This window comes from Ruminococcus flavefaciens 007c (assembly GCF_000571935.1).
Classification (GTDB): domain Bacteria; phylum Bacillota; class Clostridia; order Oscillospirales; family Ruminococcaceae; genus Ruminococcus; species Ruminococcus flavefaciens_F.
This window is the reverse complement of the sequence record NZ_ATAX01000037.1, coordinates 48270-73034: the sequence shown is the minus strand read 5'-3', so window position 1 is coordinate 73034 and position 24765 is coordinate 48270. Positions and strand designations below refer to the sequence as shown.

General features: G+C 44.8%; 20 protein-coding genes. 8 read left to right on the top strand and 12 right to left on the bottom strand.

Annotation, left to right across the window (positions count from 1 at the left end; all coding sequences use genetic code 11):
* Positions 1-56: 56 nt before the first annotated feature.
* The 4 genes from RF007C_RS16105 to RF007C_RS16090 all read right to left on the bottom strand — a co-directional run bounded on the left by RF007C_RS16105 (position 57) and on the right by RF007C_RS16090 (position 3201).
* A complete protein-coding gene (locus RF007C_RS16105) occupies positions 57-1163 on the bottom strand; it encodes an MBL fold metallo-hydrolase (RefSeq protein ID WP_037301728.1) in 1107 nt (368 codons plus the stop codon).
* Between the two features lie 22 nt (positions 1164-1185).
* A complete protein-coding gene (locus RF007C_RS16100; RefSeq protein WP_037301726.1) occupies positions 1186-1728 on the bottom strand; it encodes a flavodoxin family protein in 543 nt (180 codons plus the stop codon).
* A gap of 11 nt (positions 1729-1739) precedes the next feature.
* On the bottom strand, positions 1740-2732 hold the full coding sequence (locus RF007C_RS16095) for an alpha/beta hydrolase (protein ID WP_193385762.1): 993 nt from the start codon (positions 2730-2732) through the stop codon (positions 1740-1742).
* A gap of 244 nt (positions 2733-2976) precedes the next feature.
* Positions 2977-3201, bottom strand: a complete 225-nt coding sequence (locus RF007C_RS16090; RefSeq protein ID WP_037301723.1) for a hypothetical protein — start codon at positions 3199-3201, stop codon at positions 2977-2979.
* Positions 3202-3336: 135 nt separating this feature from the next.
* Here RF007C_RS16090 and RF007C_RS16085 point away from each other — a divergent pair, with 135 nt between their 5' ends.
* On the top strand, positions 3337-4227 hold the full coding sequence (locus RF007C_RS16085) for a LysR family transcriptional regulator (RefSeq protein WP_028515538.1): 891 nt from the start codon (positions 3337-3339) through the stop codon (positions 4225-4227).
* Between the two features lie 41 nt (positions 4228-4268).
* Here the strand turns inward: RF007C_RS16085 and RF007C_RS16080 are convergent, their stop codons facing one another.
* Positions 4269-4589 carry a class II glutamine amidotransferase gene (locus RF007C_RS16080; protein WP_037301718.1) on the bottom strand — a complete coding sequence of 107 codons (321 nt, stop codon included), beginning with the start codon at positions 4587-4589 and terminating at the stop codon, positions 4269-4271.
* Between RF007C_RS16080 and RF007C_RS16075 the strand changes: the two genes are divergently transcribed.
* From RF007C_RS16075 to RF007C_RS16065, 3 genes are read left to right on the top strand one after another with little or no spacing between them, the layout of a single operon-like run.
* On the top strand, positions 4565-5155 hold the full coding sequence (locus RF007C_RS16075; protein ID WP_037301715.1) for an MptD family putative ECF transporter S component: 591 nt from the start codon (positions 4565-4567) through the stop codon (positions 5153-5155). The genes RF007C_RS16080 and RF007C_RS16075 overlap by 25 nt on opposite strands.
* On the top strand, positions 5155-5850 hold the full coding sequence (locus tag RF007C_RS16070) for an energy-coupling factor transporter transmembrane component T (RefSeq protein ID WP_037301712.1): 696 nt from the start codon (positions 5155-5157) through the stop codon (positions 5848-5850). The genes RF007C_RS16075 and RF007C_RS16070 overlap by 1 nt, the downstream gene beginning before the upstream one ends.
* Complete coding sequence (locus RF007C_RS16065) at positions 5847-7349, top strand: ABC transporter ATP-binding protein (RefSeq protein WP_037301709.1); 1503 nt, start codon at positions 5847-5849, stop codon at positions 7347-7349. Before RF007C_RS16070 ends, RF007C_RS16065 begins: the two co-directional genes overlap by 4 nt.
* Positions 7350-7634: 285 nt before the next feature.
* Here the strand turns inward: RF007C_RS16065 and RF007C_RS16060 are convergent, their stop codons facing one another.
* The 6 genes from RF007C_RS16060 to RF007C_RS16035 form a co-directional block, all read right to left on the bottom strand.
* The gene (locus tag RF007C_RS16060) at positions 7635-8087 is read right to left on the bottom strand and encodes a hypothetical protein (protein ID WP_152537188.1); all 453 of its coding nucleotides are present in this window, start codon (positions 8085-8087) and stop codon (positions 7635-7637) included.
* A 587-nt stretch (positions 8088-8674) separates the two neighbouring features.
* On the bottom strand, positions 8675-9517 hold the full coding sequence (locus RF007C_RS16055) for a damage-control phosphatase ARMT1 family protein (protein WP_051456742.1): 843 nt from the start codon (positions 9515-9517) through the stop codon (positions 8675-8677).
* A gap of 177 nt (positions 9518-9694) precedes the next feature.
* Positions 9695-11614, bottom strand: a complete 1920-nt coding sequence (locus RF007C_RS16050) for a dockerin type I domain-containing protein (protein WP_037301703.1) — start codon at positions 11612-11614, stop codon at positions 9695-9697.
* Positions 11615-11801: 187 nt separating this feature from the next.
* A complete protein-coding gene (locus RF007C_RS16045) occupies positions 11802-13433 on the bottom strand; it encodes an alpha/beta hydrolase (RefSeq protein ID WP_037301701.1) in 1632 nt (543 codons plus the stop codon).
* Positions 13434-13659: 226 nt separating this feature from the next.
* Entirely contained in the window at positions 13660-15132 is a 1473-nt protein-coding gene (locus tag RF007C_RS16040) for a DUF2828 family protein (protein WP_082316807.1), read from the bottom strand.
* A 451-nt stretch (positions 15133-15583) separates the two neighbouring features.
* Positions 15584-16819, bottom strand: a complete 1236-nt coding sequence (locus tag RF007C_RS16035) for an RtcB family protein (RefSeq protein ID WP_037301695.1) — start codon at positions 16817-16819, stop codon at positions 15584-15586.
* A 148-nt stretch (positions 16820-16967) separates the two neighbouring features.
* On the opposite strand from RF007C_RS16035, the gene RF007C_RS16030 reads away from it, so the two are divergent.
* The 4 genes from RF007C_RS16030 to RF007C_RS16015 are packed head-to-tail and all read left to right on the top strand — an operon-like array spanning position 16968 to position 21603.
* Positions 16968-18242, top strand: coding sequence for a WYL domain-containing protein (locus tag RF007C_RS16030; RefSeq protein ID WP_037301692.1), 1275 nt, complete (start codon positions 16968-16970; stop codon positions 18240-18242).
* Complete coding sequence (locus RF007C_RS16025; RefSeq protein WP_037301690.1) at positions 18226-19215, top strand: WYL domain-containing protein; 990 nt, start codon at positions 18226-18228, stop codon at positions 19213-19215. Before RF007C_RS16030 ends, RF007C_RS16025 begins: the two co-directional genes overlap by 17 nt.
* Position 19216: 1 nt before the next feature.
* Positions 19217-20569 carry a CCA tRNA nucleotidyltransferase gene (locus RF007C_RS16020; protein WP_037301687.1) on the top strand — a complete coding sequence of 451 codons (1353 nt, stop codon included), beginning with the start codon at positions 19217-19219 and terminating at the stop codon, positions 20567-20569.
* 5 nt (positions 20570-20574) lie between these two features.
* Positions 20575-21603, top strand: a complete 1029-nt coding sequence (locus tag RF007C_RS16015) for a DNA polymerase beta superfamily protein (protein ID WP_051456741.1) — start codon at positions 20575-20577, stop codon at positions 21601-21603.
* A 50-nt stretch (positions 21604-21653) separates the two neighbouring features.
* Here RF007C_RS16015 and RF007C_RS16010 read toward each other — a convergent pair whose 3' ends face one another.
* A complete protein-coding gene (locus RF007C_RS16010) occupies positions 21654-24650 on the bottom strand; it encodes a glycoside hydrolase family 9 protein (protein WP_051456740.1) in 2997 nt (998 codons plus the stop codon).
* Positions 24651-24765: the final 115 nt, after the last annotated feature.

The window sequence follows — 24765 nt, the reverse complement described above, 5'->3', positions numbered from 1 at the left end:
GCACTCTGACGTGACCTGTCTACCACTGTTTATGTATTCGAGAAATTCCGATGTTGTCATTTATATTCCTCCCACCAATGCTCGGTAAATGAAGCTATATCATCATAGTTCACGGTCTGACCTATCCTCGGCGTTGCAAGGCTCACGCCCTGCTCGTCTGCCGCCTTTACAGCTCTCTGCGGCGGTTCGTCCCAGGCGTGATTTGAGAGTGAATATGCGCCCCAGTGAACGGGTATCAGCCAATTTGCGTGAACGTCCTTTGCAGCCTGCACTGTTTCTTCGGGGAACATATGGGTAGTTGCCCAACCTTTGTCATATTGTCCTGAATCGGCAAGCATAAGATCGGGCGCTCCCAATTTGTCATATACCTGTTCAAACAGATCGTAATAGCCCGTATCGCCCGTGTAATAGAAATTGTGAGAGCTGTCCTTGATATAAAGTCCTCCCCATAACGTGGCATTGTTTTTCAGCGGATTTCTTCCGGTATAGTGTTCCGCAGGGGTTACAGTGTATGAAATGCCTTCAAGCTCGATACTCTCCCACCAGTACAGAGGGTGCAGCTTGCTTTCGTCAATGCCCCAGCCCTTTAAGATAACATCGATGCCGAGTGGAACGATATAATTGCTTACCTTACTGTCTATTGCCTTGATCGTATCATAATCAAGGTGATCGTAATGGTCGTGGGATATGAAAAGCACATCTATTTCTGGAACGGTGTTTGTATCAAAGGCGTATTCCGCAAACCGTGCTGGACCAGCGAAACCAACAGGAGAAGCCCTGTCACTCATTATGGGATCAATGAGAATATTCTTATCGTTCATTTGCAGCAGAGAAGAAGAATGACCGAGCCATGTGATCTTCATTTCTCCCGACTTTGCACGTTCAATGCTTTCGGGCGTTTCGGCAGGCAGCTTATTTTCTGGAACGTTCCTATCACTCTTTGGCGAGGCTTCACCTGTCATGACTTCAAAGTCAAGTTCGTTATGGAACTGCTTTTCATAGTACAGGTCGGTTTTTGCTCCATATTCTTTTTGCTTTTCCTTATCGGGTGTATCTCCTACGGAAGGATAAAATTCAAGGAACAGCAGACCGATAACAAGTATCACAGCAATGATGATGACGATTATCAGTAGTACCTTTCCGCAAATTTTCAGTATCTTCATAAGATCACACCCTTCATGGAATTTATACGTTTCTGCCTAACTCATAGGTTGCCTTTAAGTATTCTTCACTCTGCTCCGCTTCGGCAGGGACGCTGAGACCGCCGCCCGAAAGCACTTTTACAAGTCTTGCTTTCTCAAAGCAGTCCACCCAGCCCTGCAAGCCGCCCTTAGCTGTCTGACAGACCTCATCGCCGTCCTCAGCAGAGGCAGTGATAAGATACACATCTCTGAACTTGTAGTCGGACGGATAAAGCGGATTACAGCGGTCAAGCAAGGTCTTTAGCTGACCGCAAAGCTCATAGTAGTAGATCGGATTTGCAAAGATAAGCACCTCGGCATTGCCGACTTTCTCGCATATTTCCGAGGCATCGTCCCTGATAACACACCGCATTGTTTTCTGACAGGCAAGACAGCCCTTGCAGAAATTCAGTGTTTTGTCTTTCAGCGTGATGAATTCTACATCGTGACCTGCGTCCTCTGCGCCCTTTGCCGCCTGTCGGGCAAGTATTTCGGAATTGCTTTTGTTACGCAGGCTCGATGATATGACAAGTACCTTTTTAGACATGTTTTTCTCCTTTATTTAAGATATTCACGGTAGAACTCTTCAATCTTATCAAACGGAATTGCGTCCTTTCCGCCGCCGTCATATAGGTCTGTGTGAACCGCATCAGGAATAATCATGAGTTCCTTATTATCAGCATATTTGCTGTCCTTAGTCATAGCTTCATAAGCATCTTTGCTGAAATAACATGAATGAGCCTTTTCACCGTGGATAAGTAGAACAGCGCTTCTTATTTCGTTGCTGTAGGTATTGATAGGCTGATTGATGAATGACATACAGCCTATTGAATTCCAGCCATCGTTTGAATTAAGTGAACGACTGTGGTATGCTCTGCCCTTGTAATACTCGCTGTAGTCCTTTACATAAAACGGAACATCCTCAGGCACCGGAAGAGGCAGACAACCGCCACCGCGTACATATTCTCCTGAAGCGTAGTCTTTTGTACGCTGTGCGTTGAGAGCTTCTTTCGTCGCAAAACGTGATTCTTCATTATCGTTCTCATCAAAGTATCCGTTTGCATTAACTCTCGCCATATCATACATTGTAGCTGTAACAGTTGCCTTGATGCGTGTGTCCAGTGCTGCAGTATTTATCGCCATGCCGCCCCAGCCACAGATTCCGCAGATTCCTATCTTATCAGGATCAACATTATCCTGTACTGAAAGGAAATCAACTGCTGCCTGAAAGTCCTCTGTATTTATATCAGGAGAAGCCATGTATCTCGGCTGACCTCCGCTTTCGCCGGTAAACGACGGATCAAATGCAATTGTAAGGAAACCACGCTCCGCAAGTGTCTGTGCATAAAGACCGCTGCATTGTTCCTTGACTGCGCCAAAAGGTCCGCATACTGCGATAGCAGCTAATTTCCCGTCGGAGTTCTTCGGAGTATACATATCAGCCGCAAGTGTAATTCCATATCTATTGTGGAAAGTAACCTTCTGATGGTCAACCTTGTCAGACTTCGGGAAAGTCTTGTCCCATTCCTGTGTAAGTGTAAGATTCTCCATGTAATCCATTGCATTTCCTCCTTTTTCTGTCAAATCAGTAATGAGCTGCTCGGTTGGATCAGCTTCTGTCTGTGAGCTTTTAGGTGTATCAACGTTATTCTGTGTAGAACTGTTCTGAGAATTGCCGCATCCAGTAAGTAATGCAGTACATAGGCAGATCATTATAGCCGCCAATCTAATCTTTTTTTGTTTCATAATAATACTCCTTCTAAGTAATGTGATACGTAAAGCTTTACTGATATGATCATGATCGTTTCATCGTGTGGGTGAAGTAGTCAAGGCAGTCTATACAATAATTATACTTATGGACTCTGTCGAGCAGTGAAAGTCTGTGCTTTGTAATCAGCTTATCAAGTACTGTGTACTGCTTCTGTTCGATCAGCTTTATACACTCAGATATCTCGGCTTCTGACATACCTGCATCGGACAGGTTGCGCCTTATTCTGAACAGGTCCATTTTGTCTGCCATAATGTTCACCTCCCTGTGTTTTCATTCTAACACAGTTAAAGCAAAATAGCAAATACTTTATAAGCAAATCAAGATATGCTTGACAGGCATATCACAAGATGATATAATAAGCCATACCCGAAAGGAGGTACGGCTATGGAAATTCGTGTATTACGCTATTTTCTTACTATCGCAAGAGAAGGAAGCATCACATCGGCTGCTGAACAACTGCATATCACACAGCCTACGCTGTCAAGACAGATCAAGGACTTGGAGGATGAGCTTGGACAGAAGTTGTTTCACCGAAGCAGCCACAGCATGAAACTGACACAGGAGGGGTTCATATTCCGAAAAAGAGCCGAAGAAATAGTTGCAATGGTGGATAAGACATCCGCTGAATTTCTTTCTATGGATAAACCGATTGCAGGTGATATCTATATCGGCGGCGGAGAAACTCTTGCAGTAAGTCTTATTGCTGACCTCATTTCAAAGCTAAGGACGGAATATCCAGATATACGATATCATCTTTACAGCGGCAATGAAGCTGATGTAACTGAACGGCTTGACCGTGGTTTGCTTGATTTCGGTATTCTTGTTCAGCCTGCAAATGTTACGAAATATGACTATATACACCTGCCTGCTGAAGATATATGGGGAGTTGTTATGCGTAAGGATTCTCCGCTTGCAAAAAAGAAAGCTATCGCGAAAGCAGACATTATAGATTTACCGTTGATTTTTTCTCGTCAGGTATTGAACACCAAAAGCGAAAACAACGCTTTCATTCAATGGTTCGGTGATGATTTTGATAAACTGAATATAGTCACTACCTTCAATCTGATGTATAATGCTGCACTTATGGTAAAATCCGGGGTTGGCTACGCTGTAGGTATAGACGGTATAACCAACACAAGTGACGAGAGTGAACTATGCTTCCGTCCGCTCGTTCCGAAAATGATCTCGGGACTTGATCTTATATGGAAAAAGTATCAGGCTTTTTCACCTGCAGCAGAATTGTTCCTTGAAAAATTACAGGATGCTTTCGGATGAAAGAGATTTGGAGCTGACAAAAATGCCGACTCATTCTTAATTCACATATACTTCTCTTCATATCCCATAATGTGGCGATATATCACATTATAGGAAGTCGGAATAACACCTTCCTTACGAAGATCCTTATCGTTCCAGAGTACGCCGTTATGTGCAAAAGCGAACTCTTTATCAGCGTGACCTGCGAAGGGGTGGTTGTTGTAATTCTGCTTTCTGTCGCCCTGGATAGCTAACCGCGTATGTCCCATAACAGCCTTTGTTTCGGCAGGAGCGTTGAAATGTATCTTATGAGTAGGCTTGGGCCGTTTGAAGATAGTGACTTTAAGGAGAGTAAAAAATGAATGAGAAAAAATTACAGGCAAAGGATTTTATTACCATAGGCATTTTCACAGCGCTATTGTTCGTTGTGGAATTTGCCTGCGGAATGCTGGGATTTATTCACCCCTACATAGTAGCGTCCTATGTAGTGATGATACCGATCGTCGGTTCTATTCCGATGATGCTGTTTTATACGAAGATAGAAAAGTTCGGTATGCTGAGCATCATGTCCGTACTGCTTGCCATCATCATGTTCGTAACGGGTATGGGATACCTCGGTGCGCCGCTTATCATTGCCGCCGGAGTAATAGCCGATCTGATCGCAAAATCAGGCGGATATAAGAGCTTCAGGGAAACCGTGATAAGTTATGGCGTTTTCTGCCTGTGGATATGTGCGAATTATTTTCCCGTGGTGGTCTCTGCAGATTCCTACAGAAAAAACCTTATTGACGTCGGTTACTCTGTTGAATACTGCGACAACCTTTTCCGTGCTATCAACTCAAAAACCATAGCGGTACTGCTTGTGCTTTGTTTTGTATTCGGCTGCGTGGGAGCATTAATTGGAAAAGCCATTGTAAAGAAGCATTTTGAGAAAGCGGGAATAGTGTAATGTCCTTAAAGCTCGACCCGCGAACAAAGCTGTACATGATATTTGTGGTGTCAGCGGTCGTAATGATGAGTGCTACAACGCCGTTTCTATGGGCAGTAAGGATTATCATGATACCGATATTTCTGCTTATCATGGAAAAGCATTATGCAGCTGCATTTCGGTTCCTGATCTTTTATGGAACAGCTTTACTACTGACATTTAAGTTTCTTTCCGAAAACTCAGAGGGATTTCTGTCGGCATTTCTGGTAGGTTATTGCGGTATCATCGTGCAGTTCATGCCTGCGATGATAACTGCGTGGTATGTGGTGAGGACGACAAAGATCGGCGAATTTGTCTGCGCTATGCAGAAGATGCATATTCCCGACGGAATAACGATTTCTCTTGCAGTAGTTATGCGCTTTTTCCCCACCATCAAAGAGGAATACACTGCTATCCGTGATGCTATGAAAATGCGTGGAATCATGCTCGGCGGAGGAAATGCAGCAGGTATGATAGAATACCGTCTGATACCGCTGCTGTTTTCATGCGTGAATATCGGAGATGAATTATCCGCAGCCGCTGTTACAAGAGGGCTCGGAGGAAAGGTGAAAAGAACCAGTGTGCAGGAACTGAAAATGAAAGCGGCAGACTATCTGCTGATGCTTTTGTTCACAGCAGTACTTGTAGTTTTCGTGGTTTCTAAGTATATCAGATGATGCAGACGATAGCACAGATCAATAATGTGACGCACAGGTACAAGGGAGCGGCTGAGAACTCCCTTGACGGCGTTTCTCTGACGATAAAAAAGGGCGAAACGCTGCTTTTGTGCGGTGCGTCCGGCTCGGGAAAGACCTCGGTGATACGGCTGTTAAACGGACTGATACCTCATTACTACCACGGGGATATGACAGGTGATGTCACAGTTAACGGGCTTGACATCGTCGAAACACAGCTCTATGAGCTCGCAGGCGTTGTGGGAACAGTCTTTCAGAATCCGAGAAGTCAGTTCTTTTCAGTTGATACCGACGGAGAGATCGTGTTCGGTCCTGAAAACATCGGTCTTGCCCCAAAAGAAATAAATGCAAGGAAAGAAATAATAACAAAGCAGATGAATCTTGACTCCCTGCTCGGCAGAAGTCTTTTTGAATTATCTGGCGGCGAAAAGCAGCGGATAGCCTGTGCTTCGGAGGCAGCACTTCTGCCTGAGATCATATTACTGGACGAACCTTCCTCAAACCTGGATATGGAAGCGATAAAGATGCTGCATGAGATCATCTGTGATTGGAAAAGACAGGGCAAGACGATAATCATTTCCGAGCATAGGCTTTGGTATCTGAATGATATAGCTGACCGTGTGGTATATATGGATAATGGCAGAATAGCTCATGAGTGGAATGCTAAGGATTTCACCATGCTTTCCGATGATGAGACCAGGCAGCTTGGGCTTCACCCGACAAGTATCAATGAACGCTATCTGGCTTTGCTTTCGGATAAAGATGATACAGGGAAATGTTATATTGACATAGCTGACGGGATATTGTTAAAGGACTTTTATTTTTCCTATCATCATAAGCCATATATCCTGCGAAAGAATAAATTTTCAGCCGCTGACGGTGATTCCCTGAGCCTTTGTATCCCCAAGCTCATGCTCCCTAAAGGAAAAGTGACCGCTGTGATCGGCAGCAACGGCACAGGAAAATCCACCTTTCTGCGATGTATCTGCGGACTGGAAAAAGACTGCACCGGCGTTATCGTATCAAAGGGCAAAGAATACAGAAAGCGTCAGCGCATCGGTTTTTCCTACATGGTCATGCAGGATGTGAACCACCAGCTTTTCACCGACAGTGTGGAAAAAGAATTATTGCTTTCGATGAAGGTAAAGGACGTAAAAAGATGTCATGAGATTCTCGATACACTCGGTCTGCTCGAATTCAAGGACACTCACCCTATGGCACTTTCCGGCGGACAGAAACAGCGTGTAGCGATAGCATCCGCAATAGCAGCAGGTGCGAAGCTGCTGCTGTTTGACGAGCCGACATCGGGATTGGATTTCGCACACATGGAAAAGGTAGGCGAGCTTCTGCGGCAGCTTGCAGATTCGGGCAGTACGGTCCTTGTATCGACACATGATCCCGAGTTTATAGAGCAATGCTGTGATTACACACTTCGGATAAAAAAAGGCAGGTTATTTTCATTCGAGGAGCGGAATAGTTAGTTTTCAAATGTCATCATATGCTTTAAATTTAGTGCCTCCGAAATGGAGACACTGATCTATAGTCTATTGACACTTTATTCTTCGCTCATATTCCCTGAGACGGCGGTAGAAAGTGTTTGAACGCAGGCTCATTTCTTTCTGGAACCATACTATCATAATGGTGCCGGACTTCCACTGCGTTATTTCAGCAATTATAATGTAAAAAGCCATAGTATTTCTGGTATAAAACGGAAATACTATGGCTTTAATTTTTTATGTAAACACATCAACTGTCCTGCGGTATTTTTATTCCGTATCACTCTTCTTTCTTGACAGGAGCGCAATGCCCAGTGACGATATCAGTAACGCTGCTGCTCCTGCAGGAAGCGGAACGCCGGTCTTTGGACTGTTATTTGAGTCTTGTTTTTTTGTAGTTGACGACGTTGTTTCAGATGAGCGCTGTGAAGTCTGAGTAACGGTAGTGGATACTGTCGTTGCAGCCTCCTCATTTACCGTAGTAGTTTCAGGAGCAGACTCAGCATCAGCTTCCAGAACATAGCTGCCTGCGCCATCGCTTTTTCCCGCATTGCTGAGAGTTACGATGCTGATAGTGTAATTCTTGCTCTTGTCAACGTCTTCAAAAATGATAGGACTTTCCGTGCCGCTTGCTCTTACTCTTGTGCCATCGTCGGCAAGAGCTGTGACCTTGTAGCCATTTATGGTAACATTATCGGGATTTGCAGGTGCTTCAAAACTCACAGCAACGTTTTCTCCGTCGCGAACAGCACTGATATTCCCGGGATCGCCGGGCTTTTGCAGAGAATAGCTTCCGTCATCGGTTATGTGAATATAATTGTAATGGCAGGTTGAACCCATCCAGCAGGTAAAAGGATATCTCCCGTTTTGTCGGTGGTAAATTCGTAAACGAAGTTCTCTCCCTCTGTCAGGGTGAGATGTCCTTCCTCCTTATTATGAGTATCTGTGCCCCAGCCCAGATCCGGTATCTTTATTGTCGCTCCGCATCCCTTAGGCGTTGTACTCTCGGGCACGTTAACGTACCATTTTACGGTATGCAGAATGTCCTGACTGCGATCAGCAGGAATACTGCAATGATTATATTTATAGCAGACGAAATTTTATATCTCATCTTGTCACTCCCTCAACAATTTATTTAAAACATATATGTTTAATATGTTTTGCGCTTGTTTAGGTATACATCTTTTCGGACTCAAAGTCAATATCCCGGAGAATACCATTTTATTATAGTATGGTATAGCTTAATTCTATAACTCAGGCACAAAAAAAAACGTGTTTTTCACTCAAAACACGTTTCATCTTTATTCGGTTCATTTTTCCTCGATAAGCATCCCCGTCAGCTTCGGAACATTGAATCGGGTGGTAAAAAGTTCGCATTTACATAAAAACTCATAGAATACGTGTCTGCCCTGTCCCGACATAGATTCGTAATTTCCCTGTCCCTTTGCAAGTATGACATCGGAATTGTCCAGTAGGTTTTTCGCTTCGTCGGAAAGCATTTCGTATACCGTGCCTGCAATGGCTTCACCGTTGGAGACTATTTCAGCCACGCTGTCAAGTCCCACATACCTTGCATCATCAGCAGTTGCATCATTCAGTACGCTTCCGCCTCTTACCATAGCACTGACTTTAAGCTGCGGAAATCTCTTTTTCAGCTGCTCCAGCATGAGTTTATCGAGAACTATCTCTCCGCAGTTGTCGCAGATGAGCAGAAAGTTCTCTGCATCGGCACATTCACGCAGAAATGATGCGTAGACCATTCTATCATCCTCACGCATATCCGTATTGCAGAACATACCCAGAAACTCATCACGGTCAATGCTGTTCATAGCTCCGAAGTCAATATAATTACCGATACGTGCCATTATCATCGCCTTTGCCAGCGGATCAGCCGCAGAATCTATCTCATTTCGCAGGCTGTCCTCCATTGAAAGAACCAGATCGTTATACTTCTTTTTTATGGCGCTGTAATCCGCAGCTTCGCCGAAATACCTGATATGTACCTTATTGAAAAGATAAACCATATACGGACTGGTATCGTTCTCACTGCGGTTATCGAGAAGCGCTTTTATCTCGGCAAGATACTCTGCGTGGTCAGTCTTGTTTTTCTGGCGCTTGTACAAACACTCGGCACAGCTCTGTGGTATCCTCATAATATTCTCCTTACTGTTTCATTTAAAATCGCAAGTAATATTATAACACATAGAGAACTTTCGGTCAACATTTACTTAACAGCAAAATAACAATACCCGCCTGCACTCGGTTGTACAGGCGGGTACGTTTATAAATTCTCAAGAATCACATCTTATATCAGAATAAAGCTCCGTCACTCACTCTTCAACAAGAAAGCCGTTATTGTCGAAGAAAAAGCTCTCGCCGTCAATGATATGACTGCCGATGAACATACCTGCTGTCGAGTAATACTTTGTATGGTCAGCGTTCCAGCCAAGTACCTCGGCACCATTCTCATCGAAGCAGAATGTACGTGAAGTTCCCTTTATTGTATACTCACAGTTCTTTATAACATATCCGTTTTCATCAGCATAATAACGCTTACCGCCGATCATGAACCAGCTGTCAGAAAGAGCACGGCCGTTTTCGTCAACGTAGTATGTCTCACCCTTGTTATCGTCATCAATAAACGAATTTGTTGTCCTGAAGCCGTTCTCGTCCAGATAATAGTAATCATCATTTATGAGATGCCAGCCTGTGTATACCACACCTTCCTGTTCCTTGAATTTTCCATCCTCAGTCCAGTATACTGCCTCAATGAAGCTCTCGGCTATAACAGCATCCTCCGCAGTTATCTCACCGTCATTATTGAAGTCCATAAGATCCTTCTGCAATGTGGAATACGCTTTTCCCACTGTGAAGTCCCTGATGAGCTCTGCATCCTTCTTATCCAGGATACCGTCATAATTAACATCTCCCTTCTGAAGGTCAAGGCTGATAACGCCGCCCTTTTCACCGTTTTTCATTGCCTTCTCAGCGACAACATTGCCAAGGTCGTCCCTTACAGAGATGGAATTGACCTTTATTGAAGAATTTGAAAAAGGCTTTGAAATAACATTTATTTCATAAGAATTTCCTGTATAATAATCATCGCCGCAGGTGCTTATCTCCTTGACTACCGAGCCCTTATAGCCGTAGTTTTTCAAATCATCCACATTTCTTATAATATCTGTGACTGAATCGCTGGTTCCGTTATTTACGCTGACTGTTCTGATAACTACGTCTTCCAGTGCATCAGTGTCGATATCTGCCTCGGCAATGAGCTTTACGCCCTCTATATCAACATCTATAACATAGAAATGATCATCGGGGAAGGCACGTGTTCTGGTACGGTTATACTTTGCGCAATCTATATTATTGGGGCTGTACTGGTAACAAGCATCATACATTATCCACATGAAGCCATCGTTGCCCCAGTCCTTGCCCCAGGAATTGGCAATTTTGAAGGCGCCCGTCAGTGTCTTGCCTTCATACGTAACTGTAATATCATCATCATAGCCGACAATGGTATATGCGTGTACAGGAGGATTATCGATCTTTGGAGTTGCATTCATTACATACGCATACTCGCCGTTTCTGCCTTTAATGGGAACCTTGAAGTTGCTGTCTCCGTACATACAGTCATAATCGAACAGTCCGCCTGTTGTGATAGCCTTTCCTCTGGCAAGCTGCTCCTTCATTCTGATGATAGCTTCGTCTTCCGAACAGTCATCTGTATATATAGGGTAAGCCTGCTTGAGTCTTGCCTTTAATGCCTTGCAGAGAAGCTCAGGGCTTGTTTCGAGCTTTCCTACAACAAAACCGTCCTCAGCTCTGTATGCCGAATCACTGTCAAAAAGTACGCCGTTTATTGTCAGAGAGGCGTATGCCGCATTAAGATCAGTACCTTCGTTTTCTCCGCCGTTTACATGGTTAAAGGTAAAACCTGGAGAAAAAATAATATTGCTGCAATATCCGTACTTTTCATAAAAGGCTTTTCTTGCCTCATAAGTAAACTGGTAATATGTAGATGAATAGGAACAGCAGGCATTATACGAAGCCTGAGTATCTATCTCGGGAAAAAACTGTCTTGTGCTTTCATCAGCGGAAAGATCGACCCTTGAAGGAAGTGCTGTCAGTACATTCTCTTCTGCCGCTGAAGCGGAAATGACAGGCGCTGTGCTCGAAAACGGAAGCATACCTGCCGATGAAGCAGTGATAGTCAGGGCTGCTGCGAATGAGTAGATTTTTTTAAACATATTGTTTTCCTTTCTATAAAGCAATGTGACGTCTTTTATAGTAAATATATTATTGGATTATGCGATCGCTTCCATTTAAAACAAACGAACTCATCTGCTCAAACCAGACACAAAACAAATATTTTTTCATTTCTCTTTTCCGCACAGCTAAAAAACAGCTGTCTGCCTGTAATATTCCGATACTTTCTTACTGAGGAGGATAGTACATCTCCAGCACCTCTACCAGCATTTCGGGTATAAACTGATAATGTTCGGAATTCGGGTATATCTTGCTTTCCGCTGTGGTAACACCGTACTCCTTCAGTCTGTCCATAAGGTGCTGTATCCCTTCAAGCGTAGAGTCGTTTTCACCGTAATACTCCTGATAAACGGGATCCTCATCTGCTCCGCCGCAAATGAACAGGTTCTTGTCCAAGCTGTCGTTACGGTCAAAATAGCCGTATTCATGTCTGAACTCATCGCCCTTGGTGTACGGCAAGAATCCCGGAGACCAGAATGCGGGGCTTCCTATGATATAGTTTCTGAAGGGTTGATTTTCATATTTATCCGAGTTGAATACTGCATAATGGGCAAATGTTCCGCCGAGAGAATGTCCGAAAAGTGTGGAAGAGCCGTAATCAATACTGTATTTCTCACCGAGGTAAGGCATAAGATCATCTGTGATAAAGGTAAGAAAATCCTCGCAGCGATCGCAGAAATACTTTATACGGTATTCATCATTTGTTCCGTCAATGGAATAATCGTAGCCTATGCTCACAATTATCACCTCCGAAGCCTTTCCCTCCTCCATTGCCTTTCTCAGATCGGCTGAGTTATTAAAGCGCCATACACCGTCCGTAAGCACATACGCCGGATATGTCTTTTGCGGATCAAAGTCAGGCGGAAGTGTAACGTGTACTACAAAATTCGTATCAAGCTGTTCATCGTAGATATTGTACTCCTTTACATAGGGCGCAATTTCTTCAACCTTACGGCGGTCTATCTCCCATGTGGCAGCACTGCTGCTCTCAATTTCCTCATAGAACTTTTCCGCAGTTCCTACAGGCAGGGTTTTGTAATTGCCTGCAATGACAGCTTCCCACACAGCTATATTATCATTATATTCATATTCTATCCTTTCACGGATAGTCTCTTCGTCCATATCAGATGCAAATATACGCACCACACGTTCTATCTGTTTTTTCAGATAAGGCTTGAACTCTTCAAAATCCGCAAATGTTAAATAACGCTCCTCAGCATAAAAGCTGTCATACTTTTCCTGTATCTCCTCCTCTGAGAACCTGTTATTGTCTTCATCCACATAATAATATCCCCCGTTTCCGTCGGAACAACAAAAATAAGGACTCGGCTCCCTTAATCTGAGCTCTCCGCCGTCGTAGCCTAAAAACGGTTCAAACCGATAACCTTCAAAGCATCTGCCGTTAATGAAAATATCATGGATCTCATTGAATCCTGATCTGTTCTTCTCAATGAACTCCTCTATCGTCGTCCCTTCCAATTCTTCGGGATGATCCTTAAAGTATTCTTTAATATCTGCGATCCAGTCATCTTCAGACCAAAGCTCCAGGTATACCCCGTCATCGGGAACTGAGCTTTTCTTCTGAGAATCCTGCATATGATCAAAGACTGTAAGCTCACCCGAGCTTACACGTGAGCGCTCTTTCTCCGTCATATGGTTTTCAAGCTTTATTTTCGCAGGCACTTCATCCGTTACGGCCGTTCCACTTATATTTTTCAACGTACTGCTGCTGTTTCCGCTGCATGAAACTGCACTGTATACAAGTGTAAGTGAAAGCAAAAATGCTATGAATCTTTTCATAATTATTCCTCCGATCAAATGAACAGTTCCGTGAAAACAAGCCGGCTTTTTTCCGAAACATCAAGAACCCCTGGTTCTTTCAATAACAAGTGTTTTTCATGGCTGAAAAAGACGACGCCCCTCTTCGTTTTGTATATATGCACAAATGAATCGAGTGTCAATTATACACAATAGACAAAGGCACCGTCCCCATAATAGGACGATGCCTTATACCGTATGTGTATATTCATGCCGCAGTTATTGCAGCATATCTCTTTGAAGCAAGTATCTTATCCATTACAGCCTCGGGGGATATTTCACCGCCCATGACCATATCGAATACAGCGGGTGTGTAGCCCGATACCAGTGCAGCTCCTGTTTCGGAGCGTGTTACAGGCATGGCGTCACATCTTGCATTTACGTTCCAGAATACTATCTCAGGCAGATCGTAGCCGTACTTGTTGTAGAGCTTTCTCATTGCCTTGAACAGTACATCGTCATTGCCGCCGACAACACAGCAGTCGAACTGCATATCGGATATTATGTAGAGCTTCGAGGGCATATCTGCTGCTGAGACCTTGTTCTTTACAGCTGTACGGAGTATCAGCATGAACACAGCCTCCAGGTTTGTATTTGCCACCTCGTTGAAGGTATCGCAGTAACGAACCTTATCCACTATATCCCTGCCCTTTATCTCCACGAGACGGGGTTTCTCGGAGAAAGTGATGAAGTGGTTTGCAAACTCACCTCTATTGTGCTCTGCGAAGTATATTCCCAGAGACAGTGCTGCGTCTATAGGACGTATACCTCCGAAGCCACAGGTCATTGAGCCTGAACCGTCTATAACAGCTATGGCGTTCTCACGTCCTGAAGCTGTCAGGTCGGGCAGGGACTTCCATGCAGCGTCCAGAGACTTTCTCTCAGTGGCTGAGATATTGCCTGCAAGTGCTGCTCTGACTATGTCGTAGGGGAACAGTCTGTCGGCATTCAGCTTTGCTGTGCCGTTGTGTACGTTATTCAGGTAACCCGTATAACGCTCGTTATCATTTCTGATAAAAGCGCGGCGGTACTTGAACATAGCGCATGAGGGCTGCACCTCGTAGTCGAATGTGTAGTCACGCTCACGGAGACGATTCTCCAGTATATCTGTGTATGCTCTCAGAGCGGACAGAGTTCGTCTGTATGCAGGCTCAGTCATGCCAAGCAGTGCTGCCATACGTCTGCCCTTGTTTCGTGTATCCTTTGAGGAGGCGTTGACTGAGGGCAGCCACTTTGCAAGCAGAGAAGCCTGACCCTTTGCGTTCATAGCTGCGATATCCTTATCCAGCTGAGCCTTTATCTCCTTAGCTGCTGCGTTCTCCAGAGGAGTACCCAGCAGTACACAGAGGTCATCGAAACGGCCATACTCAGCGAACAGAGGGATATTCTTCTCAACAGCCTTGGGAGCTGTCTTTACCAGTGCTGAAACTGCACAGCGGAAGAAACGTCTCTCACCCAGACCGCCTCTTGCGTCACGGGCGAAGAAGATTATCTTCATGGTCTTGTCGGGATCCTCGGCATAAGCGCGTGTTACCACATCAGCTATCTCCTTGGCTGTGGAATTTCTCATAGCTCCTGCCTTGAAGAACATATCAAGGCAGAAGGACTCTGTTGAACGGTAAGCAGTACCGCCGTTCTCGGTATATGCCATGTTGGACTCGTTCTTTAAGTAGTTAAGCATAATAATTCTCCTTTCAAGTCAGCGTTTTTTACCATACGATTCCGCAGGACAGGATTTGAACCTGTAATGACCAATTCCTTATGCTGTTGCTGACTTAGTCGCGGCTCATTTTTAGCACAGTGCTTACCACATAGGGGCAGCTTCCTGCGTCCCTGAATAATGCTGTCAGAGCCGAAAATTTTTTGAATGATGATGTGAACCAAGACGCCTTATTCATTAACCAGATGAAAAATAAACTATTGCTGTGTGCGTCTTATCAAGGCACATTTTATCGTGACAGGATAATGATAATTGCTGTTTGTGCCTTAGATCAATAAAAATATAATATCAAGACACCGTATGAATAATCCATTTTCATTAAAAATTTGCTGTCAGTGTCTTAAAACTCGTTGCCGTGGGAGTTGAACCCGTTCTTGAATGAACCGCCTCGATTGCTGTAAGCGGCGAAAAATTAACCCTTTACTACTCCGACGGTAAATAACTTCTTTACAGGCTCTGTAAGATCCTGCTGATTTGCCATTACATCGTCGATATTCTTGTATGCAAAACGAGCTTCCTCAGCTACATCGTTCTTATTATTCTTGGCAAGAACTACATTCTTTTCCTTCAGGTCGACCATTACGGACTCTACGGAGAATGTATCCTTTGCTGCGGTTCTGGAGTAAGCTCTGCCTGCGCCGTGAGACGAGGACATAAAGCTGTCGGGATTGCCCTTGCCGCGTACTATATAGCTGTATGAGCCCATAGCTCCGGGAATAATGCCCATTTCACCCTCGCCTGCACGGATAGCACCCTTTCTGTGTACCCATACATTCTTGCCAAAGTGATTTTCAAGTGCTGCGTAGTTGTGGTGGCAGTTTATCTCACCTGAGAATACAGGAGCTATGCCTGTATGCTTCTCGATGTGCTTTGCGAATATCTCCTTGATCTTTCCCAGCATGATAGCACGGTTCTCATAGGCGAAATCCATACAGAGCTGCATCCATGCAAGATAACGCTTACCTTCATCTGTATCCACAGGTAAGAACGGTAAATTCCACTCATTGGGCACCTGTGAGAACCACTTGTCATTGAGCCCGTGAGCTATCTTATTGAAGTACTGTCCCACGATATTTCCGAAGTGACGGCTTCCAGAATGGAGCATGATACCGCAAATTCCGTCGTCGTCCTGCTGGAGCTCGATGAAGTGATTTCCGCCGCCGAGAGTACCTGCCTGAAAGTATCCCTCCTCTATCTGAGGGATAAGCTCCTTATCAGCCTCATACTGTCCCATTTCAGCCTTTGCACGGTCCAGGACCTCAGATGCCTGAGCTGTCTTGTAATGCGCGAAGCCTGTGGGAATATTTCTCAGGATATCGCCGCAGATAGTCTGCACAAGGTTGCCGCTGCCTGTTACTGTTTCACGGAGAAACGATACAGGGATATCAGTCTGGACATAAGCCATGCCGCAGCCTATATCAACTCCTACCGCGTTGGGGATAACAACGTCCTCGCAGGCGATAACTCCGCCTATGGGCATACCCTTTCCTGCATGAGTGTCGGGCATAAGTGCTATCCACTTGTGTGCGAAGGGTAACTTCGCAAGGTGCTCCGCCTGTTCGATACACTTCTCACCGACAGCTTCCATATCTGTCTGCCATATCTTTATCGGGAGCATTTTTTCGTTCTTGTTGTAATGTACGAACATTTTCTTCACTTCTCTTTCCTTTAGCTTGACTTTAGTATACCACAGGAATTGGAAATAATCATATAAATTTTTCTGCACACACTCTCTGCCGTATTGCAAAGGAGAAAAAATTCTGCTAATATATAAATGTAGAAAGGAGCTGAAAAATATGGCAGGTTTTTCCGAACTTATAAAGAATTTCGATAAAACGCGTGATTATGTACGTGATTTTTTCATATACGGCTGTAAGGTCAGAAGCGACTTTGACCGCAAGAGTGTCCGTACATACGGTGATGAAAAACGACGTGTGGAGAGCTGGATGGGCGATTATATGCGCTATGACGATTCAGTCCGCGGCAGGAGCGTTTCAATATCCGTCGACAGCGGACATATTCCTGAAAACCCGCTGTATAACGCATACTACTCAAAAAGCTTCACAGATAACGATATAAAGCTGCACTTTCTCCTTACAGATATATTGCAGGATGGCAAGAGCCGCACTCTCAGAGAGCTGAACGATACTCTGAACAGCGAATATGAGCAGCTTTTTGACGATCAGACAGTCCGCAACAAGCTCAGGGAATACGTCGACGAAGGAATGATAATTGCAGAAAAACAGGGCAAGACCCTATGCTATTCACTGTCGTCAGATACTGCCGATGACTTTATAAACAGCTTCAGAGGACTTGACGACGCCCTGAAGTTTTTCTCCGAAACCCAGCATTTCGGCATAATCGGCAACAGCATACTGAAAATGCGGAGACTGAAAAACGACCTCTTCTTTATAAAGCACAATTACATTATCCATACCCTTGAAGATATACTTATCCCCGATATACTTTCGGCAATGGATGAGAAGCGCTGCGTCTGCTTCCGTACCTTTTCTGCAAAAAGACTCAAAGAAGGCGACCTTTCGGGAACAGAAAACAATGTGATCCCCATGCAGATACTTGTTTCCGTTCAGACAGGAAGGCGCTATCTTGCAGCATATATCCCCGGACTGAAAAGGTTTTCGGCATTTCGCCTTGACTATATGAAAACAGTAAAAAAAGGTGATATCTGCGAGAATTATGACGCTGTCAGAGCCAAATTCAGCCGCAATATCTCCCATTGCTTCGGTGTTTCATTCGGTATGCGCAAAGAAACCGGTACAGTCACTCCCATGAAGATAACCTTCTTTGCCGATGAGGAGAAGGAAGGCTACATAATCGAACGTCTTGAGCGGGAGAAGCGCTGCTGTTCCGTTGAAAAAACAGGAGAGCACCTGTATACGCTGACTGCCGATGTTTTCGATCCCAATGAGCTGATGCACTGGGCGAAGACCTTCATCGGCAGGATAGCCCGCATAGAAGGCGGCACAGATACCGTAAGACAGCGTTTTTACAATGATGTATCACGAATGCAAAAAATGTACGGCGGTGATGAAGATGAACATATTCAGTGAGATATACGGTACATATTTCCGTATTGCTGCAAAGCTGCTGGGAAACAAGGTTACCGACGAAAAGACCGTCCGTGAGACCGTAAAGCATGAGGGTTTCCGCGATTCGGTGCTGTTTCTCCCTCAGAAGCTTATCCCGGGCGGAGAGGACTGGGGACTGTTCAGACGCGGTGAAAACAATACACTCTGCCGCATAACAAAAAAAGCACCTGTAAAGGTGCTGACAAAGCTGCAAAAAATGTGGCTTAAAGCAAAGCTCTCCGATCCGAGGATAAGACTTTTCATGGATGACGAAACACTCAGAGCCCTTGACAAAAGGCTTTCGGACACTGAGCCGCTTTACAGAAGAGAGCAGTTCAGGTTTATCGACCGTTTTTCCGACAGCGACGATTTTTACGACGAAAAATACATAAAAAATTTCCGCATTGTCCTTGAAGCAGTCAAAAACCGAAAAATAGTATATATCGAATTCGTTTCGGGACACGGTAAGCGAATGAGCGGTAAATTTGCGCTGCTGAAAATGGAGTATTCTCCCAAAAATGACAAATTCCGCGTGTACTGCTACCTGCTGCGAAATGACAGGATAAGAAGCAGCGGTATCATAAATATCGGTCGAATAACCAATATCATAGATACCGGGCGGTTTTTCCGCACTCCTGTTTCTATGGAAGAATATTTTTCCGGCAGGAAATGCAGCTCGCCTGCGGTCATAAAGGTAACAACGGAGCGAAACGGCGTTGAACGCTTTATGCTGGAGTTCGCTTCATACGAAAAGCACACCGTCCGCGACCTTGAAACGGGACAGTATACCGTTAAACTCTGGTATGACACACAGGACGAAACGGAAATGCTCATACGTTTGCTGAGTTTCGGTCCCGTAATAGAGATAATGGGGCCTCAGCAACTGAGAGAACAGGCTAAGAGGCGCATAGAACGACAGGCAGAGCTGCTTGAAAAATACAGAGAGGAGGAGTAATATGACAGATCCTGAAGCCGCAAGGCTGATAGCTGAAAGGGTGGAAAAGCTGGGCGGAAAAGTATATTTTGTGGGCGGATGTGTCCGTGATGAAATTCTCGGAACAGAGAATAAGGACATCGACATAGAGATACACGGTATATCTGCGGAAAAAGCCGAAGAAATACTCGACTCTGTTGGAAAGCGCCAGGAATACGGAAAAAGCTTCGGGATATACGGGCTGAGCGGACTGGATCTTGATATCGCTCTTCCGAGAACCGAACGAAAAACAGACTGCGTACACGGAGATCTTACGATTAATTCCGACCCGTTCATGGGAACATATGAGGCTGCCAGACACAGGGACTTTACTGTGAACTCCCTAATGAAGGACGTTATCACAGGCGAGATCACCGACCATTTCGGAGGCCTTGATGATATACGTTCCAAAACCATACGTCATATTGACGATAATACCTTTGCGGAGGATCCCCTGAGAGTGCTCCGTGCAGCTCAGTTTGCGGCACGGTTCGGATTTGACATAGCGGCCGGGACTTTAAGCCTTTGCCGCAATACGGATATTTCAGCAATAGCTCCCGAAAGGATAATGATTGAAACAGAAAAAGCCCTGCTCAGATCCGAAAGGCCGTCGGTATTCTTTGAGCAGCTTCGCCGTATGGGACAGCTTGACTGCTGGTTTCCCGAAGTAAAAGCTCTTATCGGTGTTCAGCAGAACCGTGAGTATCATCTGGAAGGCGACGCATGGACGCATACGATGATGGTGCTTGATGAAGCTGCCAAAAGGCGCAGTAAGGTCATATATCCTCTTGGCTTCATGATGTCTGCGCTCTGCCACGACCTCGGCAAGTCGGTTTGTACCACAGTATCGGAGGACGGTACTGTCCATTCATACGAACACGAGACCGCAGGTCTGCCTGTGGTTCGTGCATTTCTTGAACGCATAACAACAGAAACGAAGCTAATAGACTATGTTCTGAACATGACAGAGCTCCACATGGAGCCTAATACTATGGCAAGGGCAAGATCCAGACTAAAAAAGACAAACAAGCTCTTTGATACTTCGGCTGAGCCCTTCGACCTCATACAGCTTGCTCTCTGCGACGGACTGGGAAAGCTGCCTAAATGCGACGACACAGAGGAATTTCTCATGCAGAGGTATACTAAATTCCGCGAGATAATGGAGCGTCCCTTTCTTATGGGAAGAGACCTCGTTGAAGCAGGTCTGAAGCCCTCAAAGGACTTCTCGGAGATACTCTGCTATGCACATAAGCTCCGACTGGCGGGACTGGATAAAGACGATCAGCTTCGTCAGAGCCTTGCTTACGCAAGAGCTGTTTTGAAAATAAAGGGGTAATGATAATGAAGCTTGAAGAGATAAAAGAAAAAATAAAGGGTTCTGAGTATGATTTCCTGCGCAATAACGAGCATCTCGGCAGAAATATAATACTTCTCGGTCTGGGAGGCTCCCATGCCTACGGCACCGAGACCGATAACTCAGATCTTGATATACGCGGCTGTGCGCTCAACAGCAAAAGCGAGATACTCTGCGGAGAAAACTTTGAACAGGTAACCAATATAATAACCGATACCACAGTATATTCCTTCACCAAGCTTATAAAGCTCCTCACCGGCTGCAACCCGAATACCATTGAGATACTTGGACTGAAGCCTGAGCATTATCTGTACCTTACAGATATTGGAAGGGAGCTGCTTGAAAGGCGGAAAATGTTTCTATCCAGAAGAGCCGTGATCTCCTTCAGCGGCTATGCTGATTCACAGTTAAGGCGTCTCGAAAACAAATCAGCAAGACTTGCGGAACAGAATATACAGGAGCAGCATATACTCAACAGCATAGAGCTTGCTTCCGAGAGATTCAGGGAGCTGTATTTCAACTATCCTGACGACGCAATAAAGCTTTACATAGACACAGCTGACAATACGGAGCTCGATACCGAGATCTTCATGGATATAAACCTCAGACACTATCCGCTCCGCGATTATAAGGATATGTGGAGGCAAATGTCGGATATAGTCCGCGATTACGCAAAGCTCAGCAAGCGCAACCATAATGCGGTCGTCCACAATAAGCTTGGCAAACATATGATGCACCTTGTAAGACTTTACATGATGTGTACAGACATCCTTGAAAAGGGCGAGATAATAACATACAGAGCTGAAGAGCACGATCTGCTGATGAAAATACGTAACGGTGCCTTTCTTGACGATAACGGGCAGCCTGCTGCCGAATTTTCCGAGCTGACCGAATATTACCGAAAGCGGCTGGATTATGCCAGAGAACACACAGATCTCCCTGAGCTCCCTGACTATAAGGCAATAAGAGAATTCACTATATACGTGAACGAAAAAGCCGTAAAAGAAGAAATATGACAAGAAAAAGCCGTTATTCTGCAATAACGGCTTTTTACTATACGTTGTATTTATGCTTCGGGATAAAGTGAGCTGACCTTATTTATGAGGAAAAGCTGGATACGCAGAGCATCATCTCCTGTAAGTCCGCTGACGGAAGGATCCACATCTGCATTGAGTCTCCCCTGATCGGTAAGAGCCTTTTCCGCAGTGCCGCCGATACCGTATTTATCGGGATTTGCGAGTGCCTGCATTATAAGGATAGCATCGGACAAATCAACATTTCCGTCGCAGTTGGCGTCGCCGTACTTTACAGCAGATCCATGGGTGGAAGAAGTCGTTGTGACAGTTATGGCCGTTGATGTGACTGTAGTGACGGAAGTTGTTGTTACGGGAGTTTCTCCGCTCATTTCGTCATCAAGGAAGGATACATTCCATACGAGGGCTGCCTGCCAGAAAGGAGAAGTCTCATTAACAGACCACGCTTCCACAGAATCGACATAGCATTTCTGTGGAGCCAGATCCCCTCTTCTAATCCCCAGACCGCCCACATAAACGTCTTCGACTCCTGAATTCGGACCGCCTACCATTACGCCTGCGGGAGCCTTGGGATAAGAATGATCTATCTCTTTTTTCCAGTATCTGTGAGCAGGATTGCTTACATTGTACGGACCGTATCCCGTGATATAGGATACACCGAGACCGTTCCTGCCAAAGAGATAGTCCATAGCCGCAGTAACGCCGTTCATGTACTTCACATCTCTGTCCAGATCGTAAGCATAGGCCATTATAACGGCATTATCTGCAACTAAAGAATTTGAACCGTATTCATACCCGCAAAAACCTTCTCCGATACCGGTAGTTTCATCCTTAAAAAACTGCCGATACGGAACACCCATAGCGTTTGCAGAACTGTTTTCCCTGCTGATCAGCATATCTGCTGCTTTACGGATATTTTCCGAGATAACTTTCTTGTCCTCAGCAGGTGTATTATCACTGAGCATAAGAGTCAGTGTGCCCATAGACGAGATGCTGGTATTATCAAAAGCATTGAAATGAGAATTTGATTTTTCATCAGCCAGTCGAATATCAAAGGCCTTTTTGTGTTCATTATCCTCGCCGTTTGCGTCGTAATCCTTCAGGAAGTCATAGTATTCCTTATTACCTGTGGTGGAGAACAGCTCGCAGGCTGCACGGTATGCCTCATCCATAACATCGGTATCGCCATATACTTCGCTGTATACATAAAACATATCGGGCGCAAACTGAGGATCTCGTTCCCAGGAATTTCTGACCATATACCATTTACTGCGTTTTTCAAATAATGCCTTCCATGACTTTTCAGCTTGTTCAAGACACCTGTCCGCAAATGCGTCGTCAATACCATTCCACAGACGTGAAGCCTGTGCTGCACAGGCTATCATATCAAAGGTAGCAGCATATGTGGGCGGTCTTACTATGCGGACTATCTCCTCATCATTCTGATATGACAAGGGATCAATATCATACACTCCGCAGTATCTGTGATCGTTTACCTCGTGATATACCATATCCGCACAGGTATCTCCCCATATTTTATCCTTTTCCGGATCAACTATCATCCCGAACATCCATTCAAGCTCGTATCTTGCCTCGTCAAGAACATCGGGAGTCCCAGTACCGTTTATTCCGCTGTCGTATACATCATACTCCTGAGGTATCAGCATGGACTGATTGTCCTTCCATTTGCTGTCCATACCCTTTACCTTTGATCTCTCGTACATATTCTGAAGAAGCCAGACAGCATTTGCACCTGTTATCACGTTCTTTGAGAAGTTGGAACTTGTATACCAGCCTCCCGTAACGTCTATATTACACAGCTTCGAACCGTTATACCGTTTATCATACGACCTTTGCCAGCTCTCCTGCACAAAAGCCTCGTCCTTTTCATTGAAGGCTTTATGATAAAGTTTGTTATCTGAAGTATCCGATGTGATGTACTGCTTTTTAACATCCATTCCAGAACGGTTCTGATAGTAGTAATTCATCGCATCTCTGAGTAGACCGTCATAAATATCATTGCCTATGGTGAATTCATGGCTGATATTCGCAAAACCACCTATATTCCCTTCACCATCTCCCACAAAAATATAATACCTTCCCGGAGTTTTCAGTTCTGAAAAATCCAGTATCTGACAATATTCCCCTGCCTCCTTGTCAAATCCAAGGGGCTTGCCCTTGCCTCTGTAAACGACCATTCCGTATCCGTCCTCAATGAAGAAATCAACAGGATCTGACAGCATCTCCGATACGGCATATGTGGCATTTTTCTGAGATGTGGGATAATAACCCAAATGATTCAGCCTGATATTGTTCTTCGGCTTAACTATACCCAGATCAGTTGATGGATTCCACAGACACGGAGTGACCTTTCTGCTCTTGAATGTATCTCCGCAGGTATCACATTCCAAGGTAAGATTATCGAATTTAAGACTTGTACCCTCGGGGAAACAATCCATGGACTGATAGGTGCCTGCTCCGCCGTAATGGAATACCCATTCTGCATTTTCCAATGTCTTTTCGGCAACAAATTCACAGTCAAAAGAGTTTTTCCCCTTGTTGATCCTGACATTATCCCAGCCCCTATTCCATGATTCGCTGTTGTTCTGCCATACGCCCTCAAAATAATCATCTTCATCCGCACCGTAATCCGTACCCGCACAATTGATCTCGGTATGTAGCTCTCCCGCACATGAAGCCTCTACCTCCCAGTGTATCCTGTATTTATGATTCTTTTCAATATGGATATTCCTGTGAGCAAAAGAGCAGTCCCCTCTTGAAACTCCGCCTCTGCTGCTTCCTCCGGGATTAAGTATAGTGACATTATAGCTTCCGCCGCTGATATTGAAATTCTGCTCTGCGGGTGCTGAGCATTCAATGTGCCACGGCAGTCCCACATCATTATCAAAATCATTCTGCCCGAGACAATCGGCATTTGCAATTGACGGAGAAAAAGCTGCAATGCTTATTGCAGCTGTGGAAGCAGCAATTATTCTGCGCTCAAGATGCTTCAATGAAGCTTTTTTCATACTGTTCCCTCCTGTTCCTGACGTTTTGTCAGCTGAATATCAACGGAATATACGCGCAGTGCGCCCCGTTCAAATACATTATAAACGATTACAGGATAAAGGTCAATATACTTTT